This is a genomic window from Bacillus sp. LBG-1-113 (assembly GCF_020708615.1).
Lineage (GTDB): Bacteria > Bacillota > Bacilli > Bacillales > Bacillaceae > Bacillus > Bacillus mojavensis.
Window position 1 is genome coordinate 1 of record NZ_JAJFDG010000008.1, and the last position, 19,284, is coordinate 19,284.

Genomic DNA, 19,284 nt, shown 5'->3' on the forward strand with positions numbered 1-19,284 from the left:
ACCTAGCCAAGCAGAGTTAGGTATGTGGGAGCTCTTTTTCTGTTTCTGAAATCAGCTGAAAATCCAAAGAAACAGCACAAAACAAAAAAGCTTGTAGAAAAAACATCGTTTTCTCTACAAGCTGAGATTAGTCTGTTGACTAATCTTTTTGCTTATTTCTAATAATAGCCGATAATTCCCTCATATATCGCTTGCGCTGCTTTTTCTTGGTATAAAGCACTCTTTAACTTACTTGCGTCATTTGCATTTGATATGAATGCCAGCTCCGCTAAACTGCTAGGCATCGTCGACTCTCTGATCACATGGAAGTTTCCGATTTTAACGCCTCGGTTTTGGGTATTCAGCGCTTTATAGAGTCGGTTTTGTATTTCTGTCGCAAGGCGTTTACTGTTGTCTGACTCATACTTTGTATAATAGTACGTTTCTGTGCCAGTAGCAGCCGGGCTCGCTGAATTGGAGTGAATACTTACAAACAGATTTGCATTGTTGCTTTTGGCTTTTGCAACACGTTCAGAAAGCTCTAAAAATACATCCGTTGATCTGGCCATAATCGGTATAGCTCCGCCTTTAGAAAGTTTGCTGTTTACGAGCTTTGCAACGGCTAGGTTAACGTCTTTCTCCTTTAATCCGTTCCCGATCGCTCCGCTGTCGTATCCTCCGTGTCCAGCATCCACAAAAACCTTTTTACCTACAATTACATTTTTGAGCTGATTGACAACATTTGTTGTAACTGAAATGGTTCCCCCAAGTACAGTGAACGTATTCTTGCTGTTTGAACCGATGGCTGCTCTTGTAGCAGTCGGCAGTGAACCGGCATCCGTAAATAACATCGGGCGATTCTGCTTCGCCGCCAGGACAGAACCTGCTAAAGCATCAGCATATGTATAACCATTGCTGACAAAAGCGGCTTTTGATGAAGAATAATACTTTTTCGCTATGTTTGCAGCGACCTCAAAACGGCTGTTTCCGCCGATTCTCGTTGGAGAAGGGAGCTGGCTGTAAACACTTTTTGAGACACTGATTTCTCCACCGACCACAATAGTCGATGACGTTCCTTTACTGCTCATCGCATTTTTTGTCGGTGTCGGAATTGAGCTTGCCGTTGTTAACAAAATCGGAATTCCGTTGCGTGCAGCATAAGAACCGATTGCCAGACTGTCAGCATATGCCGTTCCATTTGCGATTACTGCTTTAGAATTTGAAGACAATTTCTTAGAAATATTTTGGGCAACCTCATAGCGGCTTCTTCCGCCAATACGTTCCACTGTGGAAACACCCAGGTTTTTCATTTCACTTACAACATTGTTGGAAACACTGATCGTTCCGCCAATTACGATGACCCTGCTCGGTTTGAGCTGACTGATTCTGCTTTTAGTCGGCGCAGTCAGTTTAGATGATTCAGTTAACAGAATAGGAGCATTGTATTTATAAGCCAAAGGAGCTGCAGTTAATACATCGGCATAGGCTGTTCCGTTCGCCACAACAACTGTACTCGCGCTGCTCCAGCCTTGTTTTGAAACATTCACAGCAACTTCATATCTGCTTGCTCCATCCAGTCTTGTGACAGAATTGGCCGCAAAAGCATTCGGTACAAACAACAAGACTCCCAATATCAGTATTGGTATGCTTTTAAGAAAGATCCGCAAAGATAGTCCCTCCAAAGATTAATAATGATTCATACATCAAATAACGAACGAAGGAGGCAGAAGCGCCTCCCTAAACTTCTATCAACCTTTTAATAGCTTGATAGAGTCGTTCCCGGATAGTAAAAATTTAAAATCGTTGTATATGATTGCCCGGCAGCAGCTCTGGCATTGGCCCCGTACTGACTCATGCCTATACCGTGTCCATAGCCTTTACCGCTAATGATAAAGGCACTTGTATTGCTTGAAACTGACGCATATGTACTCTTCATATTTGAAGCGCCCAGCATCGTTCTAAGCTGTGTCGTCGGTACAGAAATTGTCGCTGTTTTTTCACTCAAACTTCCATTGGAAAGGATGTAACCTTTTGATTTCTCTTTTGCGAAATATGAAAATGTTACATCTGCTGTTTCCGGACGCTGGCCGGCTGTTTTTGCCGTACTGAATTTCACACTGGAAATTTTCGTGATTTTGATAGACTCGGCACTGCTGTATTTATTTTTAATAAACCAGCTTTTCAAACCGCTTAAATAGGCAGAGTTTGTTTCATTTTTAGAGCTCCACCACGATCCCGGGCTTTTCAGATTCAGACTGCTTTTATCAAGCTGGGTCTTGTTTAATGACAGGGACCAGCTGATTTGCGGGTCGTACGTATCTTTTTTGGCGATTAAATAAGGAAGCTTGCTACTCCAGACCTCGTCGCTCGCTTCTGTATACCCGCCGTTACTTGATGAATACGTAGCTGTAATCAAATTCCCATTATATTTCAAGACTTTTCCTTTTGTGGATTCCACCACTTCAGAAGTTTTCGAATTCCAGTCATAGCCGCCGTAAACCTGAAAAGCTGTAGTATCTTTCACTTCTTTTCCGGCCGAGCTGATAGAATAGGTTCTCGCTGCGACAGCTTGAGCCTTTAACGCCTCTTTCTGCCAGCTTGCCGGCATTTCGTGCGGAACAACACCCTTTAAATAATCCTCAAAAGGGATATCCACGTTGATGGGACGAATGTACTTGCCGGACTCAATCGTAAATTTCATGTTTCCGAGATACGGCGTTCCATTCAAGTTAATAGAATTCGTTGTTGCGTATTTTTTAGGCTTTGCTGTAAATGAAGTGCCCAATGTTTTAATGGCAGTGGTGTTTTTATAGAGTACTAGGTTTCCGCCGGACAATTTAACTGAATAACCTGTCCCCGCAAAGGTATCAGCCAGGTTATTTTTCAGCGAATCACTGATGGAGATGCTTCCTCCAAGCAGAGCAAATGACTGTGTCCCTTTTTCTGCCACTACATCAGCGACTGGTGACGGCAGGCTGCCGGACTCAACAAGCAATAAAGGACTTCCCTGCTTTGCTGCAAGCACAGACCCCGTCAATGCATCCGCAAAGGTTTGGCCGTTCGACATGAAAACCTTTGTTGCTTTCATATTTAATTCTTTTACGATATTGGCAGATACTTGATAACGTGAAACCCCGCCAATCCGTTTCACAGTCGCTTGTTTTTTTAATGTGGCTTCCACGCCAGTGCTGACACTCAACGGACCGCCGACAATTGTAACCTTGCTCGGAATTTTGTAATCGCTGCGGATGTTATTGTCTCCCGCAAGTAATATCGGATAACCGTTCATTGCAGCATATGGCGCAATTGACAGGGCGTCTGTAAAGACCATGCCGGTTGCAACTACAGCTTGACTGTAATTCCCCATGCGGTCGGCTATGTTTTTAGAAACCTCATAACGGGTAGCCCCGCCAATCCGATCAATAGAACCATATTTTTTCAATGTGTTTTCTACATTTTTAGAAACGCTTATTGTCCCGCCAATAATGAGGATATTATCAGGGTTTAATTTTGCAATTTCGCTTTCTGTTTTAGGTGTTAATGAATTCGCATCTGTTAGCAGAATCGGAGCATCGTATTTTTTAGCCAGCGGAGTTGCTGAGAGTGCATCAGCAAAGGCATCTCGGTTCACTATGACTACAGTTGTAGGGTTTGTCCAGCCCGCGGAAGCAACATTATTGGCAACATCAAAACGGGTAGCTCCCCCATACCGCTCTGTATCTGCAATTCTTGAGCCAGAGATCTCATAACCGCCTGTGATATCCACATCCAGACTTGACTTACTGCCTACATAATTACTCAGCTTTACCGAAATGGTTTTATCAGCTGCTTTTGCAGACTGCATAAATGCAGGACATGCAATAGCAGCTGCAGTGACTGACGATAGAAGCAAAAGCTTCATTTTCTTCAAAATATGTAACCCCCTAAGAAGTTAAATTACTTCGTCTCTAAATCTTTAAGCTCTAAGACGCCATTTGTTCCTTTAGTATATTTGACAACAACTTTTTGTCCTTCTGACATGCTGTTCATTTTGTCCTGAAGGTCTGAACCAACCTGAATCGAAGTTTCTTTACCATCAATAGTGACTGCAATCGTATGGCTGTCTGCTAAACCGGCAAACGTACCTTCCTTTGTAACCGTCTCTTCAGCAGCCGCATCCTGGCTTTCTGAATTTGTCTCTGAACCTGTTTTGTTCTCAGCTGTGCCACATGCAGATAAAAGAAGCAGCATTGAGAACATTAAAATAGCGATTTTTTTCATTTCTATATCACCTCTCATCTTTTTATCGACAATTTTAAGCTTATTTTAAGATTTCTTTCAAAACAACGAAAATTTTTTGCGGATTTTCTTAAATTACCGAAACATTTGTTACAAGCTGTCGTCTATTGTAAAGAATCAGACAAATTTTAGTTGTTTTCAAATATTAAGAAACTTATAATCGAACTAGATTACAAAAAAGTGAGGACTTTATATGAGAGCTGAAAAAAGAAAGAAAAAGAGAAAGGTTTTACTTGTCATTTTAACCATACTGGCAGTGTTCGTCCTCTGTACAGGCGGTTATGCATACTACTTATGGCATAAAGCCGCTTCAACCGTTGCAAGTATTCATGAAAGTATTGATAAATCCAAAAAGAGGGATACAGAGGTCAATATCAATAAAAAGGACCCGTTTTCCGTTTTAATCATGGGTGTGGATGAACGTGACGGCGATAAAGGCCGTGCCGACACGCTCATTTATATGACTGTTAACCCCAAAACGAATACAACCGACATGGTCAGCATACCGCGTGACACATATACAAAAATTATCGGAAAAGGCACGATGGATAAAATCAACCATTCGTACGCATATGGCGGTACACAAATGACAGTTGACACAGTTGAAAACTTCCTCGATGTTCCGGTCGATTATTTTGTAAAAGTCAACATGGAAAGCTTTAGAGACGTTGTTGATACACTCGGCGGCATCACAGTTAACAGCACATTTGCGTTCAGCTATGACGGTTACTCATTCGGCAAAGGAGAAATCACGCTGAACGGAAAAGAAGCATTGGCGTATACACGAATGAGAAAAGAAGATCCAAGAGGAGATTTCGGACGTCAGGACCGTCAGCGCCAAGTGATCGAAGGCATTATTAACAAAGGGGCAAATATCTCTTCCGTTACAAAGTTTGGAGATATGTTTAAGGTCGTTGAAAATAATGTGAAAACCAATTTGACGTTCGATAATATGTGGGATATCCAGTCTGATTACAAAGGCGCTCGAAAACATATCAAGCAGCACGAACTGAAAGGCGAAGGCACAAGAATCAATGACGTCTATTACTATAAAGCAGATGAGAGCCAGCTAGCTGACATCTCAAATGAACTGAAAGAAAGCTTAGAAAGCTAAAATAAAAGAAGCTTCGCACCCTATGTGCAAAGCTTCTTTTTTATTTAACCGTAAAAGAGTCCGGATGTGCATTCCGATATCCGTAATGAAACAGCAATTCCTCTACAATCCGGCGGGAGGCCTGTCCATCACCATACGGATTTGAAGCATAGGACATTTTCTGATACTCATCGGCGTCAGTTAAGAGCCCTTTTGCAAGCTGATAAATGTTCTCCTCATTTGTCCCCGCAAGTTTAAGCGTCCCTGCTTCCACTCCTTCAGGGCGCTCCGTCGTATCACGAAGCACAAGCACCGGTTTCCCGAGCGATGGTGCTTCCTCCTGCACTCCGCCGGAATCAGTTAAAATGAAATGGGATTTTGCCGCAAAGTTATGGAAATCAATCACTTCTAAAGGCTCAATCAGATGCACTCTGTCAGAGTCGCCAAAATGCTTTTGAGCCGCTTCCCGGACAACAGGGTTAAGGTGCACAGGGTAAACAACCTGTACATCATTATATTCCTCTACAATTCTGCGGATGGCCTTAAACATGTTTTCCATCGGCTCACCTAAGTTTTCACGGCGATGAGCGGTCAGCAAAATCATCTTATCCTCCCCCACCTGGTCAAGGACAGGGTGTGAATAACCTTCCCTAACTGTTGTGTGGAGTGCGTCAATCGCTGTATTGCCCGTTACAAAAATAGAATCGGCCTTTTTGTTTTCTTTTAACAAGTTGTCTCTTGCCTGTCCTGTCGGCGCAAAATGCAAATCAGCAATGGCACCGGTCATCTGGCGGTTGAGTTCTTCCGGAAACGGAGAATATTTATTGCCTGTGCGAAGACCGGCCTCAACATGCCCGACAGCAATTTGATGATAAAACGCGGCGAGGCTTCCGGCAAATGTCGTCGTGGTATCACCGTGGACAAGCACAATATCAGGCTTGGTGTCTTTAAACAGCTCATCCAATTTCACAAGCGCATTGGACGTAATTTCTGCCAGCGTCTGCCGCTCCTTCATAATGTTCAAATCGAAATCAGGCTTAATCCGAAACGCTTCAAGCACCTGATCGAGCATTTGTCTGTGCTGGGCAGTCACCGTTACATAGGACTCTATTTCAGGATATTTTTTTAATTCAAGCACAAGCGGCGCCATCTTTATCGCTTCCGGCCTGGTTCCGAAGACGGTCATGACTTTTAGTTTTTTCATAATTGTCACCTGGTTTCTTTGTTTAACGGGCTGTTAGATAGAATTTGGATTGGTCTGAGATGATTACATAATCAACTTTCTTTTTCAGCTTAAAGAAAAGCAATTTCTTTTCCACTTCCCCAGAACAAAAGAAAGCGGAGTAACGTTTATCAAGCGGCTTTAATAATGTCTGATATGAATTGATAAAGATTTTCATATATCCATGCTTCATCTCACCTGGTTGAAATTTATGCTGAATATGATGGCGTTTAACTTTGATTATCGTTCTGTTTTCATCAATTACTATTTCTTTGACCGGCACCAAAAATTCCTGATGATCTACTTCAAACAATAGTTTAGAACTTGAAGGGAAAAACAGCTGTTGATTTGGAAAATCAATCGCCAGCAGTTTGTTGCAATCTTCTTTTGTAAATTCAACTTGAAGAGCTCCTTGCCTTTTTAACTCTAATGACAAATTGTCATAGTGCTTCGTAAAATATGGCCGCATGCTATACGCATATAAACCGTTATTACCGACATATTTAGCATGATTTTCATAAGGGTAGGGATTTCTATTGTGTCCTATTCGAGCACGCTTTGTATATCCATTAATTGATGATTCAATAAAGAAATCCCAAATCCCGATATCTGCTTTATCTTTTGCCATATCATTAAAAGGAAAGGAAAAAACAAAATGAGACCCCTCTGTTTTTGTGGGTATAAATCTTTTCTCTTCCTTACTTTTGCGATGAACCCATACTCCCACTAATCTTTGTTCATCTGATTGATTCTTGAGCGCCGAATGATAAATGGAGCCGCTAATGACGAAGTACTCTTGCTGAATTTTCATTTCATTCACGAAATGAATAAGTGTATTTTTATAATTCATAACAAGAGCTTCTTTAGAAAGATTATATTTCCAGACACTTGGGTAATTTACAATAATGTTCTTACCTACAACTTGGGTAAACTTATGAATATTAGCTTCTTCTTGTTCTAGCTGTTTAAAACCATAAAAATCATTTTTTCTTATAAAGAATAATCTTAATCTTATGTGATTCAATAAAAGGTTATCTATACAAGGTAAAATATTTTTTTGTATAAATAAATGTAAATGGTGCATCCAATTTTTTTGTTCTTCTTCACTTTCAATAACAGAAGTAAAATCTGTTGTTCTGGAAAATTGAAAATGACGGTTTAGAAATTTAGCAGTTAATTGCTTTTTTCTTTCTTCACTCAGACTGCTTTTTTTAATAATACTAATGATCGCTTCCATAGCTCCGTAATAATCTTTCGGTGGCACATAGGCAAACGTCATATGATTTCCTTCTCGTGATACAGCATAATAATAGTTATAATCAGCTAATACAGAAATAGTCTGAGCATGAACATAAGCATTCATGACAAATACCTGATCTTCTGTTGCTTGAATATCAGAAGGAAATGTAATATTGTTCTCTCTCAGCATAGAAACTCGAAAAAGTTTAGTCGGTCCCATAGAGTAAACAAGATTGGAATCGACAAGATCTACATTGGGATTCGTTTCTTTAAAGATAGAGACAGGAACAGGTCTTCCGTTAACCCCTTTCATTTTTCCAAGAACAATATCGGAATGGTTTTCCTCCGCATAATTATACAGTCTTTCAAGTGCTTCCTCACCCAAATAATCATCAGAATCAACAAAGAAAATATACTTACCTTTTGCAACATCTATTGCTTGATTTCTCGGTTTCCCAGGTCCGCCAGAATTCTCAGTTCTTTCAATCACTTTAACGTGAGTATATTGCCGGCCGTATTCTTTAAGGACCTCTGCTGTTCTATCTGTTGATTTATCATCTATACAAATAATCTCGTATTCATTATCAGCTAGAGACTGGTTGACTAAACTATCAATACAACGGCCAATAAAAGGTTCTGAATTATAACATGGGACTGCTACAGATATTTTTAACATCATCTATCATCCTTACAAGTTCATATGCTTAGCTGTCTTATTTCTATGATAACATGTTCTTTGGCATAATGAACTCATATGGAGAACAAATCACTGCAGTATCTGGCCGGAACTATTAGCCAATATGCTCGAATACTTGCTCCCATCTCTCGATTAGCCGGTCTTGACTGTAAAGAGATTCAATGGTATTTTTCCCATTCTCACCAAATTCAAGTGCTTTTTGAGGATGTTCATACAAATAAATGATACTCTCTGCTAATTGCTCTACATTCCCGTATTCAACGATTAATCCGGCACTATTTTGTGCAATCAATTCTCTTGGACTGTATTTGACGTCAAAACTGATAACCGGTGTTCCACAAGAAAAAGATTCACAAATAGCTAAGCTAAACCCTTCAAATTTAGAAGTTAATAATGTTGCCAATGCCTGTTTATATTGTTTGGCCGGATCTGAAGTATATTCATGAAGTACCACATTAGTTAGTTTTTTCTTTTTGATAAGCTCTTCATATTGAGGTTTATGCGGGCCGCTACCGTAAATATTCAACACGATATTAGGATGTGTTCCTTTTACAATGTCCATTGCTCCAATTGCTTTTTCAATACCTTTCTCCTCATGATACCTAGCAATCATTACAAATTCATTTTCCTTCTTTTTCGTTTTTCCAGGTATATTTAGCTTTCTCGGCGCATGGGGGATAACGAAAATATTATCTTTTGCTTCGAAATCTTTTAGAATATCTTCTTTTTGTTCATGGGTTAATACGATTAATCCATCATAATCTTTTATATGCTCCATTACATACTTATGGTTTTTTCTTACCGGACTGCCCAAGGTATGCGGGAAATCCAGATGATTTGAATGAACACAGTAAAGCCTTTTCGCTATACCCGCTTTCATTGCATTCACTTTTGACGCGCTACCTACTCCATCACAAATAATAATCGGCATATTTTCTTTTTCACAAAGCTGTTCTAACCAAAATGTATGAAAAGCATGATTATCCTTAAATTTTTTCACTTCAGGTGACTGGCGGCTGAATAACGAAATACCTTCGAGTTTTTCTGCATTATACCATTCAGTTAAATAGCAGAATCCATCACGCGCCAAATATCTTATTTGATTAGGTTTACCTGTTTCTGGAGAGAAAATAATTTCTCTATCTACCCATCCATCTTTATCAAATTCTTCTTTCCTGATCTTATATCTATTTTCATTATAGTAGTCGATTGATATCAGATTCTCATTTTCATCCCATTTTTTCTGTTTTATTAACAAGCCCCTTAAGAAATAATCAGCTTCTTTTTTCTGTTCATAATGGGTTGAGTCAACGTTAAAATTCGGTTCATTTACAAGCGAGGAGAGTTGAATATGCTCTTTTAAATCATGAGCAGCTTTAACATCCAGATGCTGATCCTTATAAAATTGATATACGTTTAGAATACGTACATTGGGATGCATTCTTCCCTGCAGTTTAAGCTGCTGTTCGATCTCAGGATAATTATTTTTTTTATCAAGTGTTACTAAGTCAATGTGATACCCCTTCTCTGTCAACACATAAGAGCGGGATAACATTGCACTTGTAATCCCGCCTTTGTCTACATCGATTTCATATAGCAGTGAAAAAATCCTTCTCATTCCCGTTCCTCTCTTTCCGCGGAACTTATCTTTACAAATTATCTTTTAAAAATAGCTAAGCCCGCCGGCTGTTTCACCCGAAAGCTTAAATTATGATAGGTTTCAGTGAAATAAGGCTGAACATGAAAACCTTTCACTTTGTGAGCGGTAAGTTTTTTCAGATTGTCTTTTGAATAGCCGATTCTTTTTTCAAAATAACTGTTATCCCATTCGATCCCTAATGATACATCCAAAACGCCCGATGTACTCACCAAATTCTCCAGATGAAACATACCAGTTACCAATAGACGATTATCATGATCTCTTTCTGCTGTTGCCGCAACCACATCAAATTCTTTCGTATCGCGATTATAAACCTTAAAATATACATGATAATGCTGTAATGATTCAGGTGGAACCTGACCTGTAAATGAGGCAAATCCTTTAACCTGAAATTGATTTTTATCTTCCCAATCGTAGTCAGTTAAATGAAACTCCATATTTGATAAATTATTTCTTAGTGGTTTGTTCTCTATAACTTTGTAAAACATATCTCTCCATCGCTGCATAAACGCCTGTTCACTAAATTTATCAGCGCTTTTATACGCATTTTCACTCATAGCCTTGATCAGTTCGGGCTGCTGCAGCAATTCTGCCATTTTTTGACCCAGCTGTTTTATATTTTTGTCCTCTACTAAAAATCCATTTTCGCCATCGTTAATCATATCACTTGGACCATATTTTAAATCATAAGAAACTACCGGACATCCATTTGCCAAGCTCTCCAGCACTACTAGACCAAAGCCTTCATAATCACTGGACAAAGCCGAGAAAGCGGCTGTTTTAAATTCAGCTTTGGGATTCTCCGTAAATCCTTTTAAAAATACATTCTGATGAAGATTTAATTCTTCAATCAATTTTTGCAGTTCTTTTTCCAATTCACCAAATCCGTAAATCTCAAGACGCGCGTCAGGAACTTGTTTTGCAGTGATTTGAAATGCTTTAATTGCATGGCTGAGATTTTTTTGCTCATGATAACGAGCCAGCATGACCACACGTTTAAGATCTCTTTCACTAAAATCCGCTAGCGTATCAGGCTTTTTGTGGGCATGAGGAATCACAAAGTAATTCGAACGGTCGCCGAATCTTTTAACTATATCAGTTTTTTGTTTTTCAGTCAGGAATATTACTGCATCAGGATGGCTCATATTTTCCATAACAGGTCTGTTGCCGAGTCTCAAGACAGAATCATAATGATGTGGAGCTCTCACATGAATATTGTGAGTTAAAAATACTTTATAAATATGAGGATTTTTATAAGCCATTGTAATTGGATCTGTTCCCCGCTCTTCTCCAATAAGAAAAGTTCGTTTTTCTTCTATAATTTGATCTAGAAAATAATGCTGCAATTCCATATTAGAAGAAAAGACAGCAAGAAAATCTCCATTTCTGTCAAACAGGTTAACACGCTCCACCTTAACTGATTTCTTATCCTTTGTCATGGTGAGCCATTTGCTCATGTAACAAGTACCATCATTTCGCAAGAACAGTTCCTGTCTTGGCTTGTTATATTCTAAATCCATATATGTAACACGGTGTACATAACCGTCTTGGGTGTACTCTTCACGTTTTGTCCTTTTTCTATTTTCATTAAAATAATCAGCCAAAATCAGGTTTCCGTCATCAGCAAAACGTTTATAATGTACATAAAGTCCATTCTTATAATAACGATAGGCGTTTTTCTCCGGATCCTTATGATGTTTTAACCCATCTTCCTCAATGGGATGTTTGATAGCGGGCAGTTTTTCTTCCTCATCTCCTTTAAAATATTCGTAAATATTAATAATAGAGATATCATCGTTAATTTTTTCTCTTTGCTTTAAACTTGAAATAATATGTTTATAATTTGGATCATAATTAAAGCTAACGACTTTCGTAGGCTGACCAGCATATTCTGAAAATAATCTTCCTCGCTGAAGCATCGCTTCAGTCAGTCCGCCAAATGTTTCCCTCACCGAAGATGTTGTAAAGATATATTGTGCTTCAGGGAGTCTCACATTCATTTTTAAGTCCATGTATTTATCCTCCAATAGTAAAGTCCATTAGTAATATTATATACAATTTAGTTTTGATTACTATCCTTTTTGTTACAGTACTTTATGTATTTTATAAGCAGAATGCTGCTTTAAAATAACACTATCAATTCATCATGACACTTTTCAAGCTTTAAAACGTTCCTGTTATTCCTTGTTTAATTTGGTTTTTTCTTATATGATTAAATATGTTTAACTAAATTGAAAATTGGGTAATCAAGTGAAAAGAAACAAGACTCAGATTGGACAGAATAATCTGAAGGTCAAAATCATAATTAAGGAAGGTGCTTTGAAAGTGAAAAAAGTACGTAAGGCCATAATCCCTGCAGCCGGTCTCGGAACGAGATTTTTGCCGGCTACGAAAGCAATGCCGAAAGAAATGCTTCCTATCGTAGATAAACCAACCATTCAATACATAATTGAAGAAGCTGTTGAGTCCGGTATTGAGGACATTATTATTGTAACAGGCAAAAGCAAGCGTGCGATTGAGGATCATTTTGATTACTCTCCTGAGCTTGAAAGAAACCTTGAAGAAAAAGGAAAGATTGAACTTCTCGAAAAAGTGAAAAAATCTTCTAATCTGGCTGACATCCACTACATCCGCCAAAAAGAGCCTAAAGGACTTGGACATGCTGTATGGTGCGCTCGTAACTTTATCGGCGATGAACCTTTTGCGGTTCTGCTTGGAGACGATATCGTTCAGGCAGAAAAACCAGGATTGCGCCAGTTAATGGATGAATATGAAAGAACACTTTCTTCTATTATAGGTGTTCAGCAAGTGCCTGAAGAAGAAACTCACCGCTACGGTATTATCGATCCGCTGACAAGTGAAGGCCGCCGTTATCAGGTGAAAAACTTTGTTGAGAAGCCGTCTAAAGGCACAGCACCTTCTAACCTTGCTATCTTAGGTCGTTACGTATTTACGCCTGAGATCTTTATGTACTTAGAAGAGCAGCAGGTTGGCGCAGGCGGAGAAATTCAGCTGACAGACGCCATTCAAAAGCTGAATGAAATTCAAAGAGTGTTTGCTTACGATTTTGAAGGCAAGCGCTATGATGTCGGCGAAAAGCTCGGCTTTATCACAACCACTCTTGAGTTTGCGATGCAGGATAAAGAACTCCGCGGACAGCTCATTCCATTCATGGAAAACTTATTAAACAAAGAAGAAATCTAAACATAAAAAAGGCTATTGGACATTCATCCAATAGCCTTTTATTATTTCAACATCAAGGTCAGCGTATGCTCTTCATTATCAACTGCAAAGGTCTGATCATCTGTATTCACAAGAAAACGATTCTTGCTGCCGTCGTCATACAATACATCACTGTCACTTAATGATAATGACGCTGGAGTAACAGGAGAAATGTTGTGAAAGATAAGCTCTGATGCTTTATCATTCTCCAGCACATAGCTGATTTTTTCATAATCAAAATCCAAAGTCTTTCTGCCGTCAGCTGTTTCTCCTTCTGTAAAACCGTTCAGTTTTAATTGAATACTGTCACTGCTGTCTCCGAGGAACTTCAGGAAGTATTCATAGGAAGCTGCTGCGTTTTGCTGGACATGAGGTGTAAAAGCAGAAGCCGGCAATTCCGCCTTCCTCACATCAGTCACAACAGCGTTCTTCTTCACAAAATATGAATGTCCGTCAAACTTAACTTTTGCTGCTTGTTTGCCTTTTGCGCTTACCGTCACTGCAGTACCGAAAGGCAGTGTAACACTGGCCTTCTTTTTCAGATCTTGGTCTTTATAGACTGTCACTTCTTCATCAGCTATAAAGCCTTTTTTATTCATTACAGTTAGGCTTTCCTCCATCTTGCCCTTTGCATCGCTATGATGCTTCTTGACTTCATTCTGCGGAATTGCGCCAAACGAAGCAATCGTTCGAAGCGGGGCATCAAAGAACATCGTGCCCGCAATAAAAACTGTCAAGAAAGACAAAATCGCAATTTGTACTGCATTGGCCAGTGATTTTGGCTTTTTCTTCTTTTTGCGGAAACGGGTAAAAGCTTCAGGATCTTCTTTCTTGCGCTCTTCCGTCTGCTCTTTTTTATATGTTTCTTTTTCTTTTTTCGAGAGCTTATTAAACCAGTCAATAAACGCTTTGTACTCTTTCACAACGGTTTTTGTATCATCAAACATCCGAAGCTCGCCGTAATGCATCCAAGCAACGCGGTCACACATTTTCTCAATCTGGCCGATGGAATGGCTGACAAAGAAAATGGTTTTTCCTTGTTGTTTAAACTCATTAATTCTGTCTACACATTTCTGATAAAACGTTTGGTCTCCTACGGAGAGCGCTTCGTCAATAATTAAAATATCCGGATCTATATGCACGGAAATCGCGAAACCGAGACGCGATTTCATACCGCTGGAATAGTTTTTAACCGGCTGATTAATAAAATCTCCAATCTCCGCAAATTCAACAATACTGTCATACATGTCATCAATTTCTTTATTTGTTAGACCCATCATCAAACACTTGAGCCGGACGTTGTCCCGGCCCGTTAATTGATTATTTAAACCGGCCGCGATCGCAATCAGCGACGGCTGGCCGTTCATTTCAATTTCACCGCTGGTCGGCGGAATAATTTTAGCCAGCAGGTTAGACATGGTCGATTTCCCTGACCCGTTTATTCCTACAAAGCCGATTGTTTCTCCCTCATACACGTCAAAGGAGACATTCCGCACAGCAAAAAAACCATTATCCTTAGCCGGAAAAAACAATCCTTTAATCTTGTCCGATTGTTTTTTATACAAATGATATTGCTTTGAAACATTTCGAAACGAAACTTTTAGTTTCATCGTACAATCTCCTTACGTATTAAAGAAAGTCAACAAACTTGTCTCTGAATTTCATATGCAGGATAGAACCTACTGTTAATAAAAGAAAAGTGAACAGCCAGAAATACAGCGTGTATTTCATATCTTGGAAAAACCATTTCCCGTCTAAGAAGCTGTTCCGGAATCCTTCTATCAAATAATAAATCGGATTTAGTTTAAGCACAGGCAGAAGGTTCGGATGATTTTTTCCAAGCTGCTCTGATATATTCCAAAAAATCGGAAGCAAGAAGAACAATAATCTGGTAACGGCCTGCAGCAAAAATTGATAATCTCTGACAAGCACACTGATTGTAGAGTTAAACAAACTAAACGAAAACATAAATACAATCATGCAGATTAAATAGTAAATATATTGTATCCAATGCAAGCTTGGGTAAATACCACTTGCTAACAGAACTATGACATAAACACCCATCATCACAAAATAACTAAATAAATTTGAAGCAATCACGACAGATGGCAGCGAACTGATCGGAAAATTCATTTTCGCGACCATATTGATCCGCTTAAACACACTGTTTGATCCATCAAGAATCGTCGGACTAATAAAAAACCATGGAATCAAACCAGCCAGCATCCAAACAATAAAAGGCACTTCACCGATACCCGTTATGATCGGCTTACTGTTACGAATTCCCATACCAAATACAAACCAGTACGCCAGCATTTGAATGAGGGGATTTAAAAACTGCCATAATACACCAAGATAATTCATCTGATACTGAGACTTTGTCTCATACGAAGCCAAGCGCAAAATTAAAGGAAACGATGTCACTTGCTCTTTTACGATTCTTACTAATGCATTCATTGTTTATCTTCCTTAGACTTAAATGATTTTTGGGATCTTTCGGTTAAAGAAATTTGAAAGCACCGATGAATATTGTAACAGATAATAAGTTTTTTTTCACATTGCAGCAATCTAAAATTTAATGTATAGAAAAAGCCGACAGATATACTCCATCGGTCTTTTTCATAGTTCTCATCAATTTGCTCTTTTTACAGATTTTAGAATCGTATTGAAGATTCGTTCATTGTTTTGATCATCTTTAAATTTAAAGATCTTTTTAGAGCTCTCTTTATATTGCTTATCTATTATAAAATCTCGATTACAAATCTCAATTATGTTATTAACAACAGTTTCTTCTTCTGATGCCACTATACCAATGTCTTCAGATTTAATTTCATTTACTCTGATAGAATGATTGTCATAAGGATCAAATTGGTAAAAAACAACTGGTTTATTCATAAACAAAAAATCTGCAGAAACGGATGAATAATCTGTAACCAATAATGAGCTTTCTTTAATCAAATCAGATACTACTGCATTATTTTTTGTTAAAATTTCAATTTGCGGATGGTCAACATTGAAATTTTCTATATACTTTTGCATTTGATAATGCATATAAAACTTGACCTTAATACCCTTTCCCTCTATCATATTAAGAAATTTTTCATTTTTAAGTAAACTTTGGTATGCTAGAAAGTACTTAGATTTCAAGAAGTTATGCTTATTCATTTGAACTAAACTTCTTCTCCAGGTCGGCATAATTAAAATCTGGTCTTTATTCGATTTATTTTTCGCTAATTTATCGAATCTTGAAAGCCCGGTGACGATAACTTCATCACTGTTGTAACCTAGAGTATTAAGGATAATTTCTTTTTCTTTTTCTGAACTGCTAATAACAAGATCTTGATTATACTTTTCTTTATGCAAATAGGGTGAAATGTTATACATGATTAAGCCGTGCTGCAAACAGATATTATATTTTTCATTTAAAATTCTTTTATAATATTTGTTATACACTTTTGAAGGCCATGGATATAAACCTTCCTGAAACGTCCATGCACTTATATATGCGTTTGCTAAAAACATAAATAATTTATGTTTAAAACTAGAGTGATAAAGTATATTTCCTAATCGTTCTACCTTTTCAGCATGCGGAGATCCTTTATCAATAATATAAAAGATCTTTTTATCTGGGTGATTTGTTCTGCAATACTCAAAAAAGGAAAATCCATTGTCTTCAGCTTGATCATATCTCTCCCCGACTAACCATACATCTTTTCTATATATCTGCTTCACTATATATGCAAGAAAAATAAGAAGATATTTATTTATCAGGTGCTTTATATGACGATATTGATACTTTAAATCTCTCAATGGCTTCGTTAATTTCCAAGATAACGATTTTTCAAATAACGGAACTCTCGCAAAATAAGATTTATAAGTTCTTGATTGATTGAACCAGTGTCTTTTACTTTTTAACAACTTCATAAACTCTGTTGCTTCATAATAACAGTCCTTCTGGATCAATTTAAAAAAAGTTCCATAACCTACTTCATTGAAGTCATAAATATCTTCTACACTAACAACTTCACTTACCTTTTTTATTGTATCGTATGCATCACTGTGATCTTTATCTAATAAATTATTCAAAAAAACATTGGAATCTGCATAAGACATTAATGTTTCTAGTATCAAAAATCCGTATGTCTCTAAAAATTGCTTATTTTTTATGCTTACAATGTTTTTTAATGAATTGATATTGCATTGATAACTATATTCTATTAATTCATTATCTACAAAACACTCGCCTAAAAAATCCATTTCAATGTTCATTGTATCTTGCTCAAAAAAGAATTGAATTAAGTTGTCACGATTAAAAATATTTGTTGAAAAGAAATAAGTATCAATCAAATATTGTTTTTTCATTATCCTCGAAGCAATAATGTTTTCAAATTGATTATTAAACAATTTATTTGCACTTATTATAGGTACTCCATTTGTATTCATCTTTTCAGTAAGACTTTTCAATAAACCTGAATCATAACGATATTCTATGTTTGAAAGAAATACATACTTTCCCTTACTAAGTGAAATATCAAAATTTTTATTACTCATTAAATATACATTTTCATCTGGATTTTGATCAGGTATATCAGTTTCTACAACAAAAAATATCTCCAAACTATTCCAATTCATACTTTGACCTTTAACAAAGTCAATATATGTTTGTATTAAGCTGTTATCTTGAGTGCCAACTGGAATCAATAATGTAGTCTCAATCACTAACCAATTTCTCCTTAATTTTATATTTCAACTTGTTTGTTTTAATTTTGCTTCTAAAAATTTTAGTTATTCTCCATGAAAGTGAGTTTTTTATGGCCTGCTGCCGCTTAAACATTTTTTGCAATTCTATTCCTGTACTATACCACCATCGTCTCGAGACGATCATAGAATTGTATTCCAAAGCTTCTAATAAGAGGTTTTTTTCAATCAAACTAAGCAAAGGTTTTTCAATAGAAAAATATTTTTCAGTAATATCAGGGTTAAATCCTTGTACAACAGGTCTAATCATTTCTAATATTTCAAGTCTTTCAGCTACAGGAACTTTGTTAAATTCAGGATCACAGATTTTCCACAAAAGAGACCTGAAAGCATTTATTTGAAAATAAGAGTATTCTTTTTCATTTAGAAATTTTTTTATTTTTAATGCAGCTGTTACATCATTTTGAAGGGTTTTTTTAATATTTTGCTGTGTCAGGGATAGATTGTTTGCATCATTTCTTGTTCTATAGTAATAAATATATTCAGGTATATAACTAAACTTTTTTGCTTTTGTGAAGAGAGCCATATCATAAATTTTATCTTCCCCATTCCTCATACCCTCTGGAAATAATATATTATGCTCTCTTAAGAAACTTGTTTTTACTAATTTTAAGTAGACAGCTGTTTTCACTTGAAGGAAGAACGGAACAGTTTCTATATTTACATCATTATAATGCTTGTGCATAAAATAATTTTTAAATGTTATGTGCTCATGTGTTTTTCCATTTTCGTCATTAAAGCTTAGCATTTTGCCCATAACGAAATCTGAATTATTTTTTTCCATGACCTTATATAATTTTTCATAAGCATCTGCTGGAATGTAATCATCAGGATCCAAAAATATAATGTATTCACCTTTAGCTTCGTTAATCCCAATATTTCTTGGCTTTCCTGGCGCTCCGCAGTTTTCGTTTAAGTGAATCACTCTTATATTTTTAAACCGTTCCGCATATTTATCTAAAATGGCGGCGGTGCCATCTGTTGAACAATCATTGACCAAGATAACTTCTATCTTCTCAAATCCTAATGTCTGATTAATTATAGATTCCAGACATTCTTCTACATATGCTTCTACGTTGTAAACAGGTAAAACTACACTGATTAATGGATAATCCAACTTAATTTCTCCTTATTAA

13 protein-coding genes are annotated in these 19,284 nt (G+C 37.3%); 2 read left to right on the plus strand and 11 right to left on the minus strand.

What is annotated here, in order from left to right; genetic code table 11:
- Positions 1–158 precede the first annotated feature (158 nt).
- The 3 genes from LJF29_RS16595 to LJF29_RS16605 all read right to left on the minus strand — a co-directional run bounded on the left by LJF29_RS16595 (position 159) and on the right by LJF29_RS16605 (position 4,239).
- Positions 159–1,646, minus strand: coding sequence for an N-acetylmuramoyl-L-alanine amidase (locus LJF29_RS16595; RefSeq protein ID WP_168748876.1), 1,488 nt, complete (start codon positions 1,644–1,646; stop codon positions 159–161).
- An 89-nt stretch (positions 1,647–1,735) separates the two neighbouring features.
- Complete coding sequence (locus LJF29_RS16600; RefSeq protein WP_229149741.1) at positions 1,736–3,889, minus strand: SpoIID/LytB domain-containing protein; 2,154 nt, start codon at positions 3,887–3,889, stop codon at positions 1,736–1,738.
- Positions 3,890–3,915: 26 nt separating this feature from the next.
- Positions 3,916–4,239 (minus strand): hypothetical protein, encoded by a 324-nt coding sequence (locus tag LJF29_RS16605; protein ID WP_229149742.1) that lies wholly within the window; start codon positions 4,237–4,239, stop codon positions 3,916–3,918.
- A gap of 211 nt (positions 4,240–4,450) precedes the next feature.
- Here LJF29_RS16605 and LJF29_RS16610 point away from each other — a divergent pair, with 211 nt between their 5' ends.
- Complete coding sequence (locus LJF29_RS16610; RefSeq protein WP_229149743.1) at positions 4,451–5,371, plus strand: LytR family transcriptional regulator; 921 nt, start codon at positions 4,451–4,453, stop codon at positions 5,369–5,371.
- A gap of 40 nt (positions 5,372–5,411) precedes the next feature.
- On the opposite strand, the gene wecB is transcribed toward LJF29_RS16610, so the two are convergent.
- From wecB to LJF29_RS16630, 4 genes are all read right to left on the minus strand, one after another.
- The gene (gene wecB, locus LJF29_RS16615) at positions 5,412–6,554 is read right to left on the minus strand and encodes a non-hydrolyzing UDP-N-acetylglucosamine 2-epimerase (RefSeq protein ID WP_229149744.1); all 1,143 of its coding nucleotides are present in this window, start codon (positions 6,552–6,554) and stop codon (positions 5,412–5,414) included.
- A gap of 22 nt (positions 6,555–6,576) precedes the next feature.
- Positions 6,577–8,487: a glycosyltransferase gene (locus tag LJF29_RS16620; protein WP_229149745.1), complete on the minus strand. Its 1,911-nt coding sequence runs from the start codon at positions 8,485–8,487 to the stop codon at positions 6,577–6,579.
- Positions 8,488–8,602: 115 nt separating this feature from the next.
- Positions 8,603–10,126: a glycosyltransferase gene (locus tag LJF29_RS16625; protein ID WP_229149747.1), complete on the minus strand. Its 1,524-nt coding sequence runs from the start codon at positions 10,124–10,126 to the stop codon at positions 8,603–8,605.
- Between the two features lie 38 nt (positions 10,127–10,164).
- The gene (locus LJF29_RS16630) at positions 10,165–12,180 is read right to left on the minus strand and encodes a glycosyltransferase (protein ID WP_229149748.1); all 2,016 of its coding nucleotides are present in this window, start codon (positions 12,178–12,180) and stop codon (positions 10,165–10,167) included.
- Positions 12,181–12,493: 313 nt separating this feature from the next.
- On the opposite strand from LJF29_RS16630, the gene galU reads away from it, so the two are divergent.
- Positions 12,494–13,372 carry a UTP--glucose-1-phosphate uridylyltransferase GalU gene (galU, locus tag LJF29_RS16635; protein WP_010332089.1) on the plus strand — a complete coding sequence of 293 codons (879 nt, stop codon included), beginning with the start codon at positions 12,494–12,496 and terminating at the stop codon, positions 13,370–13,372.
- 41 nt (positions 13,373–13,413) lie between these two features.
- Here galU and tagH read toward each other — a convergent pair whose 3' ends face one another.
- From tagH to LJF29_RS16655, 4 genes are all read right to left on the minus strand, one after another.
- Positions 13,414–15,000, minus strand: coding sequence for a teichoic acids export ABC transporter ATP-binding subunit TagH (tagH, locus tag LJF29_RS16640; protein WP_229149749.1), 1,587 nt, complete (start codon positions 14,998–15,000; stop codon positions 13,414–13,416).
- 19 nt (positions 15,001–15,019) lie between these two features.
- A complete protein-coding gene (tagG, locus tag LJF29_RS16645; RefSeq protein WP_059353643.1) occupies positions 15,020–15,847 on the minus strand; it encodes a teichoic acids export ABC transporter permease subunit TagG in 828 nt (275 codons plus the stop codon).
- 174 nt (positions 15,848–16,021) lie between these two features.
- Positions 16,022–18,109 (minus strand): CDP-glycerol glycerophosphotransferase family protein, encoded by a 2,088-nt coding sequence (locus LJF29_RS16650; protein WP_229149750.1) that lies wholly within the window; start codon positions 18,107–18,109, stop codon positions 16,022–16,024.
- Positions 18,102–19,265 carry a glycosyltransferase family 2 protein gene (locus LJF29_RS16655; RefSeq protein ID WP_168748884.1) on the minus strand — a complete coding sequence of 388 codons (1,164 nt, stop codon included), beginning with the start codon at positions 19,263–19,265 and terminating at the stop codon, positions 18,102–18,104. The genes LJF29_RS16650 and LJF29_RS16655 overlap by 8 nt, the downstream gene beginning before the upstream one ends.
- Positions 19,266–19,284 lie beyond the last annotated feature (19 nt).

Bases quoted from the DNA above. Each gene is read 5' to 3' on its own strand.
- LJF29_RS16630 (WP_229149748.1), bottom strand. From the start codon at position 12,180: ATGGACTTAAAAATGAATGTGAGACTCCCTGAAGCACAATATATCTTT.
- tagH (WP_229149749.1), bottom strand. From the start codon at position 15,000: ATGAAACTAAAAGTTTCGTTTCGAAATGTTTCAAAGCAATATCATTTG.
- tagG (WP_059353643.1), bottom strand. From the start codon at position 15,847: ATGAATGCATTAGTAAGAATCGTAAAAGAGCAAGTGACATCGTTTCCT.
- wecB (WP_229149744.1), bottom strand. From the start codon at position 6,554: ATGAAAAAACTAAAAGTCATGACCGTCTTCGGAACCAGGCCGGAAGCG.
- LJF29_RS16610 (WP_229149743.1), top strand. From the start codon at position 4,451: ATGAGAGCTGAAAAAAGAAAGAAAAAGAGAAAGGTTTTACTTGTCATT.
- LJF29_RS16620 (WP_229149745.1), bottom strand. From the start codon at position 8,487: ATGTTAAAAATATCTGTAGCAGTCCCATGTTATAATTCAGAACCTTTT.
- LJF29_RS16625 (WP_229149747.1), bottom strand. From the start codon at position 10,126: ATGAGAAGGATTTTTTCACTGCTATATGAAATCGATGTAGACAAAGGC.
- LJF29_RS16605 (WP_229149742.1), bottom strand. From the start codon at position 4,239: ATGAAAAAAATCGCTATTTTAATGTTCTCAATGCTGCTTCTTTTATCT.